Annotated in this window: 16 protein-coding genes, 1 tRNA gene and 1 pseudogene; 5 read left to right on the top strand and 13 right to left on the bottom strand. The window is 34.3% G+C overall.

Annotated features, from left to right (window positions below; all coding sequences use genetic code 11):
- The first annotated feature begins 236 nt into the window (after positions 1 to 236).
- Positions 237 to 2,267, top strand: a complete 2,031-nt coding sequence (locus ABWU45_RS03955; protein WP_353279047.1) for an ankyrin repeat domain-containing protein — start codon at positions 237 to 239, stop codon at positions 2,265 to 2,267.
- Here ABWU45_RS03955 and sdhA read toward each other — a convergent pair.
- Positions 2,239 to 4,038 (bottom strand): succinate dehydrogenase flavoprotein subunit, encoded by a 1,800-nt coding sequence (gene sdhA, locus ABWU45_RS03950; RefSeq protein ID WP_353279046.1) that lies wholly within the window; start codon positions 4,036 to 4,038, stop codon positions 2,239 to 2,241. The genes ABWU45_RS03955 and sdhA overlap by 29 nt on opposite strands.
- Before the next feature lie 208 nt (positions 4,039 to 4,246).
- Positions 4,247 to 4,657: a zinc-ribbon domain-containing protein gene (locus ABWU45_RS03945; protein ID WP_264374967.1), complete on the bottom strand. Its 411-nt coding sequence runs from the start codon at positions 4,655 to 4,657 to the stop codon at positions 4,247 to 4,249.
- 38 nt (positions 4,658 to 4,695) lie between these two features.
- Here ABWU45_RS03945 and dapD point away from each other — a divergent pair, with 38 nt between their 5' ends.
- A complete protein-coding gene (dapD, locus tag ABWU45_RS03940) occupies positions 4,696 to 5,538 on the top strand; it encodes a 2,3,4,5-tetrahydropyridine-2,6-dicarboxylate N-succinyltransferase (RefSeq protein WP_353279045.1) in 843 nt (280 codons plus the stop codon).
- Here the strand turns inward: dapD and ABWU45_RS03935 are convergent, their stop codons facing one another.
- Together ABWU45_RS03935 and ABWU45_RS03930 are read right to left on the bottom strand one after the other, a co-directional pair.
- Positions 5,539 to 5,820, bottom strand: coding sequence for a DUF2610 domain-containing protein (locus ABWU45_RS03935; RefSeq protein ID WP_007302102.1), 282 nt, complete (start codon positions 5,818 to 5,820; stop codon positions 5,539 to 5,541).
- Positions 5,821 to 6,213, bottom strand: a complete 393-nt coding sequence (locus ABWU45_RS03930; RefSeq protein WP_264374965.1) for a hypothetical protein — start codon at positions 6,211 to 6,213, stop codon at positions 5,821 to 5,823.
- An 82-nt stretch (positions 6,214 to 6,295) separates the two neighbouring features.
- Here ABWU45_RS03930 and ABWU45_RS03925 point away from each other — a divergent pair, with 82 nt between their 5' ends.
- A complete protein-coding gene (locus ABWU45_RS03925) occupies positions 6,296 to 7,324 on the top strand; it encodes a class I SAM-dependent methyltransferase (protein WP_353279073.1) in 1,029 nt (342 codons plus the stop codon).
- A 922-nt stretch (positions 7,325 to 8,246) separates the two neighbouring features.
- Here ABWU45_RS03925 and ABWU45_RS03920 read toward each other — a convergent pair.
- The 6 genes from ABWU45_RS03920 to ABWU45_RS03895 all read right to left on the bottom strand — a co-directional run bounded on the left by ABWU45_RS03920 (position 8,247) and on the right by ABWU45_RS03895 (position 13,401).
- Positions 8,247 to 9,587, bottom strand: a complete 1,341-nt coding sequence (locus ABWU45_RS03920; RefSeq protein ID WP_353279044.1) for an ankyrin repeat domain-containing protein — start codon at positions 9,585 to 9,587, stop codon at positions 8,247 to 8,249.
- A 109-nt stretch (positions 9,588 to 9,696) separates the two neighbouring features.
- Positions 9,697 to 10,176 (bottom strand): helix-turn-helix domain-containing protein, encoded by a 480-nt coding sequence (locus tag ABWU45_RS03915; RefSeq protein ID WP_353279043.1) that lies wholly within the window; start codon positions 10,174 to 10,176, stop codon positions 9,697 to 9,699.
- Positions 10,177 to 10,478: 302 nt separating this feature from the next.
- Positions 10,479 to 11,069, bottom strand: coding sequence for a COQ9 family protein (locus ABWU45_RS03910; RefSeq protein ID WP_007301970.1), 591 nt, complete (start codon positions 11,067 to 11,069; stop codon positions 10,479 to 10,481).
- A gap of 18 nt (positions 11,070 to 11,087) precedes the next feature.
- The gene (murD, locus tag ABWU45_RS03905; RefSeq protein WP_353279042.1) at positions 11,088 to 12,443 is read right to left on the bottom strand and encodes a UDP-N-acetylmuramoyl-L-alanine--D-glutamate ligase; all 1,356 of its coding nucleotides are present in this window, start codon (positions 12,441 to 12,443) and stop codon (positions 11,088 to 11,090) included.
- Positions 12,444 to 12,593: 150 nt separating this feature from the next.
- The gene (locus ABWU45_RS03900) at positions 12,594 to 13,304 is read right to left on the bottom strand and encodes a triosephosphate isomerase (protein ID WP_353279041.1); all 711 of its coding nucleotides are present in this window, start codon (positions 13,302 to 13,304) and stop codon (positions 12,594 to 12,596) included.
- 24 nt (positions 13,305 to 13,328) lie between these two features.
- Positions 13,329 to 13,401 (bottom strand) — tRNA-Thr (locus ABWU45_RS03895).
- 77 nt (positions 13,402 to 13,478) lie between these two features.
- On the opposite strand from ABWU45_RS03895, the gene rsmA reads away from it, so the two are divergent.
- Both rsmA and guaB read left to right on the top strand, forming a co-directional pair.
- Positions 13,479 to 14,273, top strand: a complete 795-nt coding sequence (rsmA, locus tag ABWU45_RS03890) for a 16S rRNA (adenine(1518)-N(6)/adenine(1519)-N(6))-dimethyltransferase RsmA (RefSeq protein WP_211908479.1) — start codon at positions 13,479 to 13,481, stop codon at positions 14,271 to 14,273.
- Between the two features lie 123 nt (positions 14,274 to 14,396).
- Positions 14,397 to 15,884, top strand: a complete 1,488-nt coding sequence (gene guaB / locus ABWU45_RS03885) for an IMP dehydrogenase (protein ID WP_353279040.1) — start codon at positions 14,397 to 14,399, stop codon at positions 15,882 to 15,884.
- A gap of 250 nt (positions 15,885 to 16,134) precedes the next feature.
- Here the strand turns inward: guaB and rho are convergent, their stop codons facing one another.
- The 3 genes and pseudogenes from rho to ABWU45_RS03870 all read right to left on the bottom strand — a co-directional run.
- Entirely contained in the window at positions 16,135 to 17,541 is a 1,407-nt protein-coding gene (gene rho, locus ABWU45_RS03880) for a transcription termination factor Rho (protein WP_264378026.1), read from the bottom strand.
- Positions 17,542 to 17,735: 194 nt separating this feature from the next.
- Positions 17,736 to 18,341, bottom strand: coding sequence for a cell cycle transcriptional regulator TrcR (locus ABWU45_RS03875; RefSeq protein WP_010402270.1), 606 nt, complete (start codon positions 18,339 to 18,341; stop codon positions 17,736 to 17,738).
- A gap of 114 nt (positions 18,342 to 18,455) precedes the next feature.
- Positions 18,456 to 18,570, bottom strand: a pseudogene (locus ABWU45_RS03870) (IS5/IS1182 family transposase); the annotation flags it as partial.
- Positions 18,571 to 18,705: the final 135 nt, after the last annotated feature.

The following is an 18,705-nucleotide window of genomic DNA, read 5'->3' as shown; positions in this document are numbered from 1 at the left end:
GATTTGTCTCTTTCAGAGCACTCATGCTTCACAGTTTAGCCACATTTATTATTTTTTAAGATAAAATAGTTAAAATAGTAGACAAGTGCTAAAGTGGGGATTTGACTATGACAATAGATTTTCTAATAGAAACTAGTTTTCTGCCTTTTCACCTATATTTCGATAACATCTAGCTCAATTTAAAAGTTTAATACAATTCGTTAACGCCAAATAGCTTTTAATATTGAGGTTTTAATATGAGTATAGATCTAAGTGTATTAGTTACTAATGTAAACAAACTAGATAAATATATAAACAAAAATAAAAAACAAGATAAAAAAGACAAGAAATTGTATAATATTATAGAGAGAAAGGTAAAAAAAGAAAAACATCAGCATGAAAAACCAAGAAGTCGAGATGGAACACTCAAGGAATGTAAAAGGTTATTTAAGGAAGGCGCTAGTCCTGAAGTATTAACTAAATTAGAAGAATCGCTTAGAGAACAGGAAAAATATCATAGATATTATGTCCAATGTTTCCTTCCAGTGCTAGGTGAAGTAATAGAACGATCGAAAAGAATATCAAATGAAACAAAAAACCAAGTAATTTCTGAAGTCACTAAAAGTTGTTTTAGTAGGTACAGCGAACAAGACAGTGGCTACGGTAGCGATTTTGAAGATGAAATAAACGGAATATCAGATTCTGATAGCGATTTTGAAGATGGAATAAACGGAATATCGGATTCTGATAATGACGTTCAATTACTAAATGCAATCCAAAATGGAAACAACAGGAAATTTAGAAAATACCTAAAAGATTGCACAAATATCAGTGGCATAACAGATGAAAAAGGAAATAATATTTTACACCTTATTGCATCGCTCAAAAAGAAACAAAAGCTTAAGTTTCTAGATACCTTGATAAAAATAGCTAACGAGAAAAATTTAGTACAACTTGTTGATAGTGAAAATCAAGAAGGAAAGACTCCTTTTCAGGTAGCACTAATTAACAAGATAATAAAAGGGAAACATGATTCTCACACAATCCAAGATAACGATAACACACTTAAGTTTCTTGCAAAATTGTTAAAGTATGGAGCCAAGCTAAGCTTACCTACAGAGGATTTAGAAAAATTATCTAAAAAGCAAAATGAATACTATCTTAAATTTTTAGAAAAATTGGCTGAGCGAAAACCAGAAATAAAAACAAAAGTTGAAGAAGTTATAGCCCATACCATAAATACTCCAGATAGTAATGATAATTATCAACTACATTTAGCAATTAAAGATAAAGATGAAAAATCTTTTAAGGAATTATTGAAAAAAGGAGCAGATATTAACCTTAAAGATGCAAATGGCAATAATTCTTTACACCATATTGCCTTGCTGAGAGGGAAGCAAAAAGTTACATGCTTGAAATTAATATCAGCCTTAGTAAAAGAAAGAAAAATATCTGAAGATAAATTAGATGAAGCTATAAAAGCAACTAACAGGCAAGGAAATACACCTCTAGAATTAGCACTAAAGAAAAAAGCAGAAAAAAAAAGTATCGAATACCTATCGCAAGAAACAATTTTTGATTTAGCAACTAATTATGATAATACAACAAAGTTTTGTGCAGCATTATTACAAAACGGTGCTAACCCTGATTCTTTATGGTTAGAAGATCCAGAATTCCATACTAAAAAGTACTATTTAACTTTACGAGATCTAAAAGATTGTTCAAGCACTCCACAGAAAGCACAGGAGAAAGCTAAAGAACTAAAAGAGAAGCTTGAGGAAAAATACCACTGTGGAACTGCTTCGAAAAAATGTCAATCAGGCATTAAAAAGCTAGGTTCTGGTGTAAAAAAAGGAGCATCTGCTGTATGGAAATGCATTGATCCGGGCAGGAGAGCTAGTGTATTGTTAGCAATCACAGTAGCAACTACTATTATTACAATGGTAACACTTTCTTGCTTCCAAGGACAAATTGCAATTGGAGCAGCGTTACCCATCATAGCTATAACAGGAGTGGTCTGTCTGATATTCACTTTGGGACTTAGCGACATTAGGAAGTCTGTTAAGGAATTAACCAACGATAAGCAAAGCCGTAAAGATGATCACCTAGCTGCAAAACAACCTGAAAATATTACTGAACAACAAAATTTAGCTAACAACTCAGCAGCACAAGAGCAGTCAGAACATACAGAAAGCCCAGCTACTCAAATGAGCTATGTATCAATACTACGTCAATTTATAAATAAACCAGATGGGTTAACTAATAAATTCTCTTTTCCGGGACGATGAAATCAATCTCATCGCTCAGAGTTTTTTCAGCAACTTTTTTATAGTCAATTTCTACACTAACTTGGCTTTTCTCTTCTTTAAGCCATGCTATAGTATGCTTCATCCAGTTTTTATCATCACGTTCAGGGAAATCTTCACGAGCATGAGCACCCCTGCTTTCCTCGCGATTAGCTGCGCATTCCATGGTAATAACTGCTTGTGGAATCATATTGGCAAGCTCCAGCGCTTCAACCAAATCACTATTCCATATCATACTGCGATCTTCAACTGCAATGTTAGGCATCATTTTTGCTACTTCTTTTATAGCTTTTTTACCTTCCTCTAAAACTTCAGCAACACGGAATACCGATGCATATTTCTGCATAGTGTGCTGCATTTCACTTCGTATTTTTGCTACTTTGAACTCTCCAGAAGCAAATCGCATTTTATTAAATCTATCTACTATCAAGTCTGTGCAGTCTGAATGCAATTTTTTATGTGGTGTATCAGGTTTCAATTTTTCTTTTGCCCTAAGCGCGGCAGCTCTACCAAAAACCACAAGATCAAGAAGCGAGTTAGAGCCAAGTCGATTTGCACCATGTACAGAAACACATGCCGCTTCTCCAATTGCAAACAATCCATCCACTACTTCTTCCTTACCTTCCTTCAGTGTTATCACTTCTCCATGATAGTTGGTTGGAATACCGCCCATGTTGTAGTGAACAGTTGGAATAACAGGTATCGGATCTTTAGTAACATCAACTCCTGCAAAGGTTTTTGCTGTTTCACTAATACCTGGCAATCTGAGTTTGATCACTTCCGGATCAAGATGCGATATATTCAAGTACATGTGATCTTTCTTTGGCCCAACTCCCCTTCCCTCTCTAATTTCAATTGTCATTGCTCGACTTACTACATCACGAGAAGCCAAATCTTTTGCCTTTGGCGCATAACGTTCCATAAACTTCTCACCCTGAGAATTAACAAGGTACCCACCTTCACCGCGGCATCCTTCCGTCATCAAGCACCCTGAGCCATATATTCCTGTTGGATGAAATTGCACAAATTCCATATCTTCAAGTGGCAACCCAGCTCTTACCACCATGCCATTACCATCACCTGTGCAAGTGTGTGCACTTGTTGCAGAGAAATAAACACGTCCATAACCACCTGTTGCTATTACCACAGAATGTGCACGAAATCTATGCAACGTACCATCACACAGCGACCAAGCTATCACCCCACAGCATGTCCCTTTGTCCATAATCAAATCGATTACAAAATATTCGACAAAAAATTCAGCGTTAAATTTAAGACATTGCTGATATAGAGTATGAAGAATTGCATGCCCAGTTTTATCTGCTGCTGCACAAGTACGCTGAGCCGATTTTCCTTTACCAAAGTGAGTTGTCATTCCACCAAAGGCACGCTGATATATTTTTCCATCTTCCGTACGAGAAAAGGGTACACCAAAATTTTCAAGTTCAATCACAGCTTTGGCAGCATTTTTACACATATACTCTATTGCATCTTGATCGCCAAGCCAGTCTGAACCTTTTATTGTATCATATGCATGCCAGCGCCAGTCATCTTCAGCAATGTTGCTCAAGGCTGCACTAATTCCGCCTTGTGCTGCAACTGTATGACTCCGTGTAGGGAAAATCTTAGAAATACAGGCAACTGAAAAATTAGTTGCAGCCATTCCAAGTGTTGCTCTAAGCCCTGCTCCACCTGCACCTACTATCACCACATCATACTCATGCTCTATGATTTCATACGCTGACTTATCCATATCCACTTATTTTATCATCACAGGCTTATAATATCACAGAAGTAGAAAAAATCTATACAAGTTTTCTGGATGTAAGCTTCTGAAACAAATCTATAGTAAACGATGTAATAACAACCATAGGGTGTTATGAAAGTAGCTGACATTGGAATGACACTACCATAAAGGAATAAGTGTAGTTACTTACATAACATTGATGACTTATGCCTATTTAATTAGATCTAAAATTAGATAGAAAAAGGTAATCTTGATAAAACTCATTTACAACAAGTTCTCTCGCACTTGAATTTTCCGTTTGCACTTTTTTGTATCCTAATTTATGGCTTATTGAATCTTTATATGAACTAACTGCTTTATATATCTTACTTACCTCTCCTGGAAAGATACCACCAACAATTATAACGCATAACCCTGCAACTGTTGCAAAAGCTAGAGTTAAACTTTGCCTCCAGCTAGCTTTTTTTTCTTGTATACCAGCAGGGCACAATTCACTTGACATTTCTTTTAGATACTCATGCCACATGTGATTGCAGTTTGTACATTTCACTTTTCTTCCAGATTCACCTATTTGCCCACGAGATACTAAGTAAGTTTTAGTACAATTATGACATTGTATTTTCATAGTGCTTACGTATAAAATAATATAAATTTGATATCAATATGTATATAATAAATGAAAAATTTGCAACTAAAAAATTACAAGATGAGATAGAAAATATTTGGAAAGATAAAGAAAAACTTAACGACTATAATCTAAAACACGAAGCAAGATTAATAATCAAAGAGGTAATTGAGTTACTTGACAGTGGTAAAATTAGAGTAGCAGAAAAGCTATCAAGTGGAGAATGGATAGTACATAAGTGGATAAAGCAGTCAATATTATTACATTTTCTCACTGAGGAAAGCAAAATAATAGACAATACCAATTGCTGGTTTGACAAAATTGGTAGCAAGTTTAGTGAATGGAATGAGGAAAAATTTTACCAGTCAAAAATTAGAGCAGTCCCTGGATGTTTTGTCCGCCAATCTGCTTACATAGGTAAAAATGTTGTTCTAATGCCAAGCTTTATCAACGTTGGTGCATACATTGATTCTGGCACAATGATAGACACTTGGTCAACAGTTGGTAGTTGTGCACAAATAGGAAAAAATTGCCATATTTCCGGTGGAGTGGGAATAGGCGGAGTTCTCGAGCCTATTCAAGCTTCTCCAGTCATTATAGAAGATAATTGCTTCATTGGAGCGCGCAGTGAGGTAGCCGAAGGTGTTATAATAAGAGAAGGATCAGTCCTTAGTATGGGGGTGTTTATTGGAGCATCAACAAAAATTATTGACAGAGAAACAAGCAAGATATTTTATGGTGAAGTACCACCTTACTCTGTAGTTGTACCAGGATCTACTCCACCTAAAAACAACATTTCAACCTATTGCGTAGTTATAGTAAAAAAAGTGGACGAGAAGACGAGATCAAAAACTTCTATAAATGAAATATTGAGAATCTAACTACTTACCGTCACTTTTTTTATCATTATTACTAACTATAGTAATGGCATATGCGCATAATTCTGGAAAAGAGATCCCGTTTTCTTGAGACAGCTTGTATAATTTTTGCAAACTTTCTTTAACTTTATTAGGAATGTTTCCTCCACGCTCCTTTGCAAGCCATGAATCTTGATGGTGAATTGGATGAGTATCACCCTTTGGATTTCCTATATATACTGCAAAAGGTGCATTCTGTCCTTTGAAATCACACTGTACAGTAAATTTTTTTATAGACTCAGCCATTTAAAGACCTCTACTTTTCTTTTTAACCGATTTTATAGAAGATACAAGAGGTGGTTTTTTGATAAAATCTTGCCTATTAAACACACTTTCTTTGCCTTCTAAAGCTCGACGAACATCGGCTCTGCTTAGCTGTGACTCTTTTGCTACCCTCATTCCATGCTTTACCATAATATTAGTATATGCTAACACTTTTTTTACTAACTCTAGATCACCATTCAACATTTGAACCAATGCTTGAAATACCTCCGCTAAAGTTAATCCATCAGCACTTACAACCTTATTTTCTACAAAATTGATAGCTTCTTTAAATTTATATTCAATACCATCATCTTGAGGTATAAGGGTAACATAATCCGTATCTTGATTGTCCATAACCAAAGCAATACTACTCATATGTTTTTAAACTTATATTATATATATAAATACTCCACTATTTTATAGTATGGCACGCTATAGTTAAATGTTTATTAATAATATGCTCACTTATATACACGAATTAATTGATAAAAGCCAAGGATCAATATCTATCAGCGATTTCATAAGTGCTGCTCTATATCATAAAGAGTACGGTTATTACATGAATAAATTACCACTTGGCAAAGATGGTGACTTCATTACTGCGCCTGAAATTAGTCAGCTATTTGGTGAAACAATTGCAGTGTGGATAATGAATACATGGGAAAAATTAGGAAAGCCATCAAAATTTTCTCTAGTTGAACTTGGACCAGGTAAAGGAACACTCATTCACGATATAATAAGAGTTACTAAAAAATACAGCTGTTTTTTTAGCTCAATGAACATTCACCTAGTTGAAATAAGTCCTCTTTTACAGAAAACACAAAAGGGGAAATTAAAGGGATTAGATATTAATTGGCACACAGATGTCGACAACTTACCAAATCAGCCAACTATTTTTTTTGCAAATGAGTTATTTGACGCCCTTCCAATTGACCAATTTATTTATCGTGATGAGCAGTGGTATGAAAATAGAGTAATAAAACAAGATGATGGCAGTCTTTCATTGTCACTCCAGTGCTTAACCAGACCAAAAACTGGATTCCAGACTGGAATGACAGGGGGTTTCAATGGTGCAGTAGTGGAAGTATGCCTAGCCGGAATCGAAATATTAAAGAAACTTGAGAATAAGATAGTCAATAACGGAGGAGCTGCCCTGATTATAGATTATGGTTATGTATATCCTGAATATAAGAGCACTTTGCAATCGATAAGGCAGCATAAATATACTAATTTTCTTGAAAACGTCGGTAATAGTGACATCACTGCACTTGTGAACTTTCAATCATTAAAAGATTCATTAAGGCACGTAAATTGTGAGATTTTGACTCAAAGAGAATTTTTACACCTTTTTGGTATAAAGGAAAGAGCACAAGCTTTAATGGAAAATGCAAGTAATGAACAGAAGAATAAGATCTTCAGTGAATTTTTAAGGTTAACTGAAAATATGGGTACTCTCTTTAAGGTAATGCTGATTCACCATTTGTAGTCTTGTGTAGTTCTTATGTTAAACATACAAATACTAAAAAATTTACAGAATAAAAAAGGTAAAAAAAACGTATCTGTTCAGCAGAGTAGCAAAATAAGATAGACAGATAAGACTATCATAGGAACAAATAGGTGTCATGCAAGTAGCTGACACTGGCATGACAACAAAAAAGTTACTCAAATGACACCCTTTTGATGCACAATTTTTGGTGCATCACGTACTGATTTTCATCCAAGACGATGTCATGCAAGTAGCTGACACTGGCATCCAGCCTTTTCGCGCAAAAAACGTTGTAAAGTGTTTACCAACTTAGTTGGATCCCAGCTGGAATGACACTTGGTTATGCAAGAAATCTATTGTCAAAAAAAATTACTTCCGCATATTTTGAATCTGATTATAATGACAATTAGAGATATTTTAAGAGCTCAAAATCTATCTTTGTCTGCAGACTTTCAGTTAACTTTTCAATAAAAAACGTAGCGTATCTTTTTCAGCGGTCTGTCATATGTGCGCTGCATTTTTTTCTAATCTTTTTATACAGGAGGATTTTATGTCCAGAATTCCAGATACTTGACCTTTACTTTAGCTAATAACAGGCGCCTGTGATTTTTATAAAGAAAGTGTAGGAAAAACTGTTTCCAGGCATAAATTTGCCATGTATACCTAAAAAGTAATTATATTAGCATAATATTCATACTTATATGCCAATATTAATATTCTTTGAATGGAATACGAAATTAATGTTGAAAAAATATGTACCAAAAAATTTATGTGGGATCTATGCCGAAGCTCAAATTGCATGACACCATTTATTTTTATGGTTTTGTCTATTTTATTTTGCCACTCTGCTAAACGGATACATTTAATTCCATTTTTATCGAGCAGATAATTGTCATATATTAGCTTAGTTCTCCTGTTATACTTAAATATAAATCAGCATAGCCCTAATTTTTTTATATATTTTACTTCTTTCTCTATATTTAATAATAGGCTTGAAAATAAATGGTAAACCTATAATTGTTAAGCTTAGAGCTAGGATTGAAAGTACACAAAAGGCTTTGTGTTTATTATTTAGCTCCTTCAAATAAAGTATCAAAAATCTACAAAATTTTTTGTAATTTTCTTCAATATTTTTTTTGCTATGAGCCTTGTCAATAAACATATCTATTGCAGTATAATCATTACTACAATTAATTGCCCCTTTTTCTATTAATAGCTGAGCTATATCAAAATAATCCTTTTGAATAGTAAGATGCAGAGGTGAAAAACCTTGTTGATCACAAATATTCATATTGGCTTTTACTGCTAACAACATTCTTACAATTTCTACATGGCCTTTTTTAGCTGCAAGTAGCAGAGGAGTTCTGTTGCATCTAGTGACGGCATTAACGTTTACCTTAAGCTCCAATAAGAACTTAACTGCTTTAGTATCACCATTATAGCTAGCTTTATGTAACCTGGTGTTACCGCTACAATCTTGGTCATCTGCTTCTATTCCCTTTGAAACAAGAAATGTTACCATTTGCCTATTATTATGCTTAATAGCGCAATCCAGTGCATCAAAACCATGTTTATTTTTTGTGCAAATAAACTCTTTTAACTTAGCTTTTGCTTGCTTTACAATAAGCTTTACCAGTTGCATTTTGTTGTTATATGCTGCTAGAAAAAGCGTAGTATTATTTTCTGCATCTTTTGCTTCTATGTTTGCACCTTTCTTTATCAGATATTCTATAATCTCTGCTCTACTTTCATAATGTGTAGTACATTGATAAATGGTCAAAAATAAAGGAGTACGAAAGTTGTTATCTTCACATTCAAGATTTGCTCCGCTATCAATTAAAATCTGGACGCTCTTTTTAGAACCGTATAATGAAGCTATGTGAAGAGGAGTATAGCCTTCCTCAGCATCTTTTTCATTAACTTTTGCGCCTTTTGTTATTAAAAAATCCATTAATTCTGTGTCATCTTGTAGTGTAGCAAGGTGAAGTGGAGTAAATCCATTTTTATCTCTAGAATTAATTGTCAGTTGATTAACAAGAAGTTTAGCAATTTTTTTGTGTCCATGCATAATAGCATAATGCAGTGGATTTCTATTTTCATTGTCCACAACATTAAAGTCAGCTTCGTGCTCTAATAATGATTTTACTCCAACTAAATCGCCTTCTTTTGTAAACTTATGCAAGAGAGTGACTCCGCTTACATCTTTTGAGTTAATATCAAATCCACTTTCTACCAATTGATGTATGTCTTCCTCACACGCCATACCATTTTAATTAAACCCTTTTCACATTAACAATACTCCCACTTAATTAAGTTTGAATGAATCTGTAAGAGAGATATCACAATTTATTGAAGTTACTAAATCCGATATATTAAAGTCCACAATTTCCTGAATAAAGCCCTGACGATATTTTGCACACATCCATCTGCACACGCTCTCCAGGTACTTTACAGTTATAACGCTTGACCTGTTTGCGATAATGACGTTTAACATGCAGAAGACTTACATCATGTTTTTTGAAAATTTTGTGTATAGTATCCAATGACAAGGATAAATCATATAGACGTCTTAACTCGGTTTGAATACGCCTTGCCCCTAGCTTTCTAGTTTGTCTTAGATGAAGAATAAGCTGCTCATCTGAGTCATTGATCTTTTGCAAAGGTGAAGTTTTAGGCTTACTACTGAGATCTACTAATCCTTTTTCACCTAACTCTTCATAACGTTTGTACCATTTACGTAAGGTAAAACGTGAAATACCATAATGCTGACATACCTTTCCTGCATGACCCAACTCTTTGTATAGTTTTATCCAACTCAGACGTAGTTTAACCCTAGAATTTATCCTTTGCAATTGTAATAAGGTCTATAAACTACTGCAAATCCAAATTTCTATTTGATCTTACATTCTTATTGTAATAACCTCTATGGATCACACAGCATTAGTCGTGTATCTGAACAGATACTTTTGTACATGGATCAGCTTTATGTGTATCAATTCTGTCTACTTCAAGTTTCCAGCAAAACTACTTTCTAATGTATTGCTTTCAATCAAGTTCTTTGTTAAGCTCACTGTTAGTGGATGTTCAATTATCTTAACATAAAAATCAAGGCAGCTTTAGGTATAAATACGAGTAACTCGTATAAGTAAAGAGGCTATAAGAAGTTTCTTACCATTCTATTCAAACGGGTTTTAAACTTTTGAAATGTCATGACATTGTTGATACGTTTGTCAAGAAACGACAGGGTATCTGCAAAATCTTCTGAATAATCATTGATAAAAAAAAGTATCGTACTTAAGTACACTCCAGCTAATATTGCTCTTTTTGTATAGTAGTTAAAATCTGTTGATTGATCATGAATGCCATACCAAATTGCGCTAACAGTTCTGTACAAGAGTTTACTAGAAAAATATGTATTTTGGGGTAATATAGAGAATGATAAAACATTTTTTAAAAACTCTCTGTAATTTTGTAACTTAGCATAGTTTGAAAGGCGTATTTGGACAGCTAACTTTATCCGCTCTCTTACCTTCATATCTTCTAAATTGGAATTCCAAAGTTCAGTTTCCATTGAGCTATTTAAGTCCTCTGCTATGTACTCCAAAGCACTATATATTCCATTTTGAAATTTACAAAAACTATTGGCTAGGTTAAGGTTCGTGCACACTTTCAATAAGGTTGCATCACTTATTCCTTCAAATGGAATAACCTTAATCAGCTCATCTACTATTAACTTTTGTTCCATACAATATTATACTAAACATCACATATAATTGTACCTGAGATTTTCAAACATTCTGCAAAATGCTTCACCGCGCTCTTCAAAATTTTTCCACTGATCAAAAGAAGAACATGCAGGAGAAAGTAATATCGCTACTTCTTCTTTGCTATTTATGGCCTCTTCAAAAGCCAGTTTAAATGCGTTTTCTAGATTATAGCACTTCATATAATCTATTTTGTTCTCCATAATGTTTGCAAAAACTTCAGTTGATTCTCCAATAAGAAAAGCTTTTCTAATCTTGGTTAAATGCTTGCTTAATGATTCTATTCCGCCTTTTTTGCTTTTTCCGCCAACAATCCAATATATGTTTTTATAAGATAAAATTGCCTTTTCGGTCGATTCTGCATTGGTTGCTTTGCTATCGTTGATAAAAAGTACATTATGTATTTTGCCAAGAAATTCATTTCTGTGTCTTAGCCCTGGAAAGGATTTGATTTCATTGACAATAGTGCTGCTATCTACTCCAAGTAACTTGCACACAGCGTGTGCAGCTACTATATTTTCTACATTGGATACTAGGTTTATTTTCACGTCGCTTACTGATAAGCTATGATTCTCTAGTTTCCCAGTGCCTAGGCACTGGGATGACAAAGAGGGTGACATCGAAGCTGAGATTGGAATTTTGTTCCCAGTGAATTTATTGAATACATCAGCGGTAATTTTGTTATCACATCCTATCACGGCAATCTTGCTACTGTTTATCAGTTTTAATTTAGTTGCTATGTAGTTATTCATACTTCCATGTCTATCTATGTGGTCTGGTGTGATGTTGAGCAATACAGAAATGTCTACATTAATTTTATTTATTAGCTCCAATTGAAAAGAGGAGAATTCAATTACATAAATTTCTGCATCTCTTTCTAAATCCAAAATAGGCACACCTAAATTCCCGCCAATAGCTACTTTTTTCCCTGTGGATTTTAATATGTGCCCTATTAGTGACGTGGTGGTTGATTTGCCATTTGTTCCGGTGATGCCTACAACCTTCTGGCTTGTAGTTTTAGTTTCAAGAAATAGCTCAATGTCTGATTTTATTTTGCAGTCAAAGCTTCTTGCAAGTTTTACTACCCAATGCGTTGGTATTGGCACTCCAGGGCTCAAAATTAGTGTGCTTATCTCATGCCAATTATACTCATTGGGATGAGTAAAGTTACACTCTTTATATATCTTTTTTGCATTTGCTATTTTCTCTTTATTATCATCCCATGCATATATTTTTGCACTGCTTTTTGTTAGAGCATTAATAACGGACAAACCAGTTTTACCAAGGCCGAAAACCGCAACACTTTGATTTTTGTATTTGTTTAGTTGCACTTCTAGATAACTTATGCGAACCATTTTATAAAGATATAATACAAATTATAATGACTTCTTCCATAGTTTTTGGCAGTGCTTAACTTTATTGTCACAACCTTAGCCAATAGAAAACTCCTTGACACATTTTGCCAACTCCCTTACCATTACAATAAGAGTATTTATCCTTTAGAATTAATTAAGAGAAAGTTTTTTCTCGACTTGTTGTATAATTTGATAAAAGTGATCAAAATCTAAGCTTGCACTACCAATTAAAACTCCTAATAGATTTGGAATACTGAGCAAGTTTCCTATATTTTCTGAGCTGACTGAGCCACCATATATAATGTGTTTTTTACCAGCACACAATTTTATTATCTCTATCACCTCAGCAATTGCGTCATTATTTGGCACATTTCCTGTTCCTATTGCCCATATCGGTTCGTATGCTATGGTATATTCACCTTGTGTTGGCAAACGGTTTTTGCATTGATATTCTATTACTTCTTTTGTTTTTTTATTTTTATAATCTTCTGAGTTTTCACCTACACAGATGATTGGGTGTAATCCTGATTCTATTGCTGTTTTCGATTTAAGTTTTATTTCACTATCTTTTTCATGAGCCCTTTCAGAATGTCCAAGTATTACGTAACTACATCCTAGTTCCTTCAACATTCCTGCACTAATTTCACCTGTGTAAGAACCAAACTCTTTATGATGGCAATTCTGTCCTCCTATTTTAATATTATTGTTCAACTCTATACTGCTTGGAAATGATGTAAAAGGAGGGCAAATTACTAATTTAGAGGTAATTTCGTTGCTCTTGTTGTTAAGTTTGCCTATAAAGTCAACAAATGAAGAACGTGTTCCATTCATTTTCCAATTTGCTACTATTAAAAAAGACATCAATTTTTCTTATATGAATGAGAGTGCCGGCTGTCGGACTTGAACTGACAACCTACTGATTACAAGTCAGTTGCTCTACCAATTGAGCTAAGCCGGCATTTAATACACTGACAATATACAATTATCGATGAATTTTCGTCAACTAATTTTTAAAAAACTGCATACTAAGATCATATGAAAAAATTTTCACTGAAGCCAAAAAAGAGTCTAGGGCAAAATTTTATTTTATCGAATGAGATAACAAAAAGAATAGTTGCCTTAGCTGGTAGCCTGAAAGATTTTAATGTTATTGAAATTGGTCCTGGGTATGGTGCGTTAACAAGAGAAATATTGGCGTATAATCCAAAGTTTCTACTTTCTATAGAAAAAGATAGTAGTTTAGTGAAACATCACGAACAATTGCTAAATGAGCATCAGGGAAAATATAGAATTATAGAAGCAGATGCACTTAATGTTGTAGAAAAAGAGCTGGTAGAATGTCCAGTCAAAGTCATTGCTAACTTGCCTTACAATATCTCAGTAGCGTTATTTTTAAAGTGGTTAAATAATATAAAATTTTTTACGAATTTGACGTTAATGTTCCAAAAGGAGGTAGCAGAGCGTATTACAGCAGAACCTAATTCTAAAGATTATGGTTCCCTATCAGTGCTAAGCCAGTTACTATGCGACATAAAAAAGGAATTTGATATTGAACCTAAGGAATTTTTTCCAAGACCAAAAGTATATTCTTCAGTAATTACAGTAAAACCTTTACCCACTCCAAGATTTGCAGTAAATTTAGAAACCTTAACAAAGCTAACACGTGCTGTGTTCGCTCAAAGAAGAAAGATGCTGAGAAATAGCTTGCAAAGTATAACTAGTGATGTCTCAACTACTCTTGAGAATGCTAAACTGAGTGGAGACGAACGTCCAGAAAGCTTAACTATTGAGCAGTTCTGTTTGCTAGCAAATAATGTAATTTTGCGATAAATATATTAGGAGCTACATCCCTCTTCTATCCTATTTTGATCTAAAAATAGCTGGAGCCAGGCTAATTTTGCAAAAGCTCTATTGCAATTTCATTAATTGGCGTATAAGCTTTAAATAAAGCATATGAAAAAAATGGAAGCTTGTTATTCGTTTGACGATGTACTTCTCTTACCGGCCTATTCTGATGTATTGCCTCGTGATGCAGACACAAGAACTTATCTAACAAATAATATAGAACTAAATATCCCTCTCATATCCTCTGCAATGGACACTGTCACTGAATCAGGCTTTGCAATAGCTATTGCCCAACATGGTGGAATAGGTTGCATACATAAGAATTTATCAATAGATGAACAAGTGTTAGAAGTAAGAAGGGTGAAAAAATATGAAAGCTGGATCGTGTATAACCCAATTACAATTTCCCCAGATAAAACGGTTGCAGAAGCAGTTTCATTAATGAGAGAGTATAATTATTCCGGCATTCCTGTAGTTGATCAACGCAAGTTAGTGGGAATTTTAACTAATCGAGATGTGAGGTTTATTGAAGACCAGAACATGAATATAAAAGTTTCCGAGGTAATGACAAAAGATAAGTTAGTAACAGTTCGAGAGCAGGCAGTAAACAGCGCCTCAGCAATGAAATTGTTGCATGCAAATAGAATAGAGAAGCTTTTGGTTGTTGATGAAAATTCTTGTTGCATAGGTCTAATCACAGTTAAAGACATCGAAAAATACAATAGATATCCAAATTCATGTAAAGACAGTAAAGGTCGACTCAGAGTTGCCGCTGCAATTGGTACTGGTAAAAAAGATGGTATAGAAAGATGTGAAGCTTTGATCGGAGAGGAAGTCGATGTGGTTATTGTAGATACCGCTCACGGTCATTCCGAGAACGTTATCAGCACCATTAAGGAAATAAAAAAGATGTATCCGAATACGCAATTAATCGGCGGAAATATTACAACAAAGGAGGCTGCTGAAGCGTTAATTGATGCTGGTGTTGATGCAGTAAAGGTTGGAATAGGGCCCGGATCAATTTGTACTACCAGAATAGTTACAGGTGTTGGTATGCCGCAATTCTCTGCAATCAAGAATGTTGCAGAGGTGTGTAGAGCAAAAAACGTCAGACTAATTGCTGATGGTGGAATAAAATATTCGGGAGATGTTGCAAAAGCTATTGCAGCTGGTGCTGATACTGTGATGATAGGTTCAATCTTTGCTGGTACTGAGGAAAGCCCAGGTGAGATTATCATGTATAAGAGTAGAGCATATAAGGAATATCGAGGAATGGGATCTATTAGTGCAATGAAACGAGGGTCAGCTAGCCGTTATTTTCAAGATTCAAAACTTGATTTAGTCCCACAAGGAGTAGAAGCAAGAGTTCCTTTTAAAGGTCCAGCTTCAGGAGTGATCTGTCAGTTAATTGGTGGGTTGCAAGCTGCAATGGGTTACACTGGCAACCGTAATATAGAAGAGATGAAAAAAAACTGCAAATTTGTCACTATTACTTCATCAGGGTTAAGAGAAAGTCATGCTCATGATATAATCATTACACAGGAAGCTCCAAATTACGCTTACCAAGCATCTAATTTATCATCTGATTCAGAGTAAATACAATCCCCTTTTGAGTGGGTCATTTCAACACTGGTACACAATTGATATTAGATGTCATCTAAGTGGCTGACACTGGAAAATCGATTGTAAATAAACTGACTACATAAAATTTTTGATCAAAATCAGTGCTATAAGTTGGAATAGCAACTTAAGGTAGATTGCCAGCTTAATATATTTTGATAAATCCAAAAATTATTTTAGCTATAAGAGAGCTTTGCTTTTTTGCTCCATCAGAATTGGCTTACTTTTAGTGATTCATGGAGTTAAAAAAGTCAGCATTGCTCTTTGTTAAAAGTAGTTTGTCACGTAAAAACTCCATTGCTTCAACAGATCCCATAGGGTTAAGTATCCTACGCAATACCCATATTTTATTTAGTATGGCCTTATCAACTAATAGCTCTTCCTTCCTTGTTCCGGATTTTGTAATATCAATAGCAGGGAATATACGTTTATCAGCAAGTTTTCTATCTAGTATAATTTCAGCATTACCTGTGCCTTTAAACTCTTCAAAAATAACATCATCCATTTTTGAACCAGTTTCTATAAGGGCTGTAGCGATGATTGTCAAAGAACCACCATTTTCAATATTACGAGCTGCTCCAAAAAAGCGTTTTGGTCTTTGCAGCGCATTTGAATCTACACCACCGGTTAGAACCTTTCCAGACGAAGGAATGACTGCATTATAAGCACGTGCAAGGCGAGTTATAGAATCAAGCAAAATCACTACATCTTTTTTGTGTTCAACCATTCTTTTAGCTTTTTCTATTACTATTTCAGCAAGTTGGACATGACGGTAGGCAGGTTCATCAAATGTAGAGCTTACCACTTCACCCTTTACAGAGCGTATCATATCTGTTACCTCTTCGGGTCTTTCATCTATAAGTAATACTATTAGTTCTATTTCAGGATGATTTGTAGCTATAGAGTGAGCCATTTGCTGAAGCAATATCGTTTTTCCTGTACGAGGTGGAGCAACTATCAATGCTCTTTGTCCTTTTCCAAGAGGTGTAACTATATCTACAGCACGCATGTTTATATCTTTTTTATTATCTCCGCTACTGTTGTTTTCAAGGATGAGGCTTTTTTCAGGATAAAGTGGAAGCAAATTATCAAAATGTACGTACTTTCTTAATTCACTGATTTCAGTAGAGTTTATACTGTGAACCTTAGTTAAAGTAAAATATCTTTCTTTATCACCAGGTGGCCTTATTTCTCCACATGCCATATCTCCTGTACGTAAATTAAACTTCTTTATTTGGCCATTGGAAATATAAACATCATCGGTACTTGGAGCATAATTTGCACTTGATGAACGTAAGAAACCAAAACCATCAGGCAATATTTCCACTACTCCACTTCCTGTGGTTATGCCTCCTTCTTCACTCATTTTCTTCATTAAACTGAATATCATTTCCTGTTTTAGCATCCTGCCATTGCCTTTACCACTAGTTGAAATTTTTCTTTCTTCAGCTAGCTCTAACAATTCTTCTGCTGTTTTCTCTTTCAATTCGCTCAGGTCCAATGTTTTCTTGTTTTTTTCAGCACCTTCACTGGTCATTTGTTTTACTGCGTCAGCATTATGAATTTGTTCGCTTTTTTCAGGTTGACCTACAACCTCTCCTTTTGCTAAGACATCTTCATTGATTGTTGTCATAATCCTCCAAAAATTTTAATTGATGCTTACTAACCTAAAATGTGAATATAAAACAATAAATTAGGCTGAGCTAGTTTTTAGTGCGTATTTAGACTTAATTATTATTAAACTAGATACTTTACTTACATTATACTGATAAAAACTAACAAGTCAAGTCAATTTAATATTAACAAAGTACAAGAATTTGAGAATCATCAATAGCTATTATTTATATTTTTTAATCTTTGTTTCTTCTCTTCTTCTACTTTCGCTTTTTCTACTTCCGCTTCTAAATTTTCCTGGCTACATAAACCAAGTAGTACAGGATCTTGAGGTTTGATATTGAGTATGTTATGATGAGATCCATCTCTTACCTGCTCAACTGTGTAATTTGTTGTACTAACTAGCTTAGCTATCACATTATTGTTCAAGATAGGAAATTTTTTTACCAAATAATAAATCGCATTAGGTTTATCTCTACGCCTTGCTGTGGAAGCAAAGGCAAGAAAGCTAATCGTCTTTGCCCTTTTTTTTATATTTTTTATAATCAAATTTGGTACACGATTTGGATTTTTTTTGCAATTATCGATTTCTTTTTCAGTAATTATTTCAGAAATAATAGGGTCATACTTTTCAACTTCTATTTCCTCATCAGCTATGTCTTGTACTTTTTCAAGGGATAACTTGCAACATTGTGCTATTTGATCAAAAGTTAAGCTAGTGTTATCAACCAACCAAGCAGCTACTTGCATGAGAAATTGTTCATTTCTATCTTTATTGTCTTTAGAAGATTCCATTGACATCGAAAAAACATCTCCCATTTTAATATTCCTTTACTGTTATAGAAATAAAATATAAACCATTAAAACTAAAAAAGCATTAACTTTGTCATCCAATGGCTTTTTGGTTTATATTTCTTATCTCTTAGAACCTGTTCATAATCTTTTGAGGAGGAAAGAAGTAAAAGCAAATTTGTAGGCTAGTATTAAGTTTACGCTCGCAATTTTTCCAAAGTCGCCTACATTTTTCCAACCAGGCAAAAGATCTCTCACGTTAGCTAGTTGTTACTCTCTAATCCTGAAAATTGGCGTTCTATACTGTCTTAAACGTTTTATAAGCTCGTTTCAGCTTATGTAGGTAAAACCTAGAAATATTGTGAAGACATAAGGTGCACATAGTGCAAAA

It is taken from the genome of Wolbachia endosymbiont (group B) of Longitarsus flavicornis (assembly GCF_964028135.1).
Taxonomy (GTDB): Bacteria; Pseudomonadota; Alphaproteobacteria; order Rickettsiales; family Anaplasmataceae; genus Wolbachia.
The sequence above is the reverse complement of the archived record's forward strand: the minus strand, read 5'-3'. Positions and strand labels throughout refer to the sequence as shown.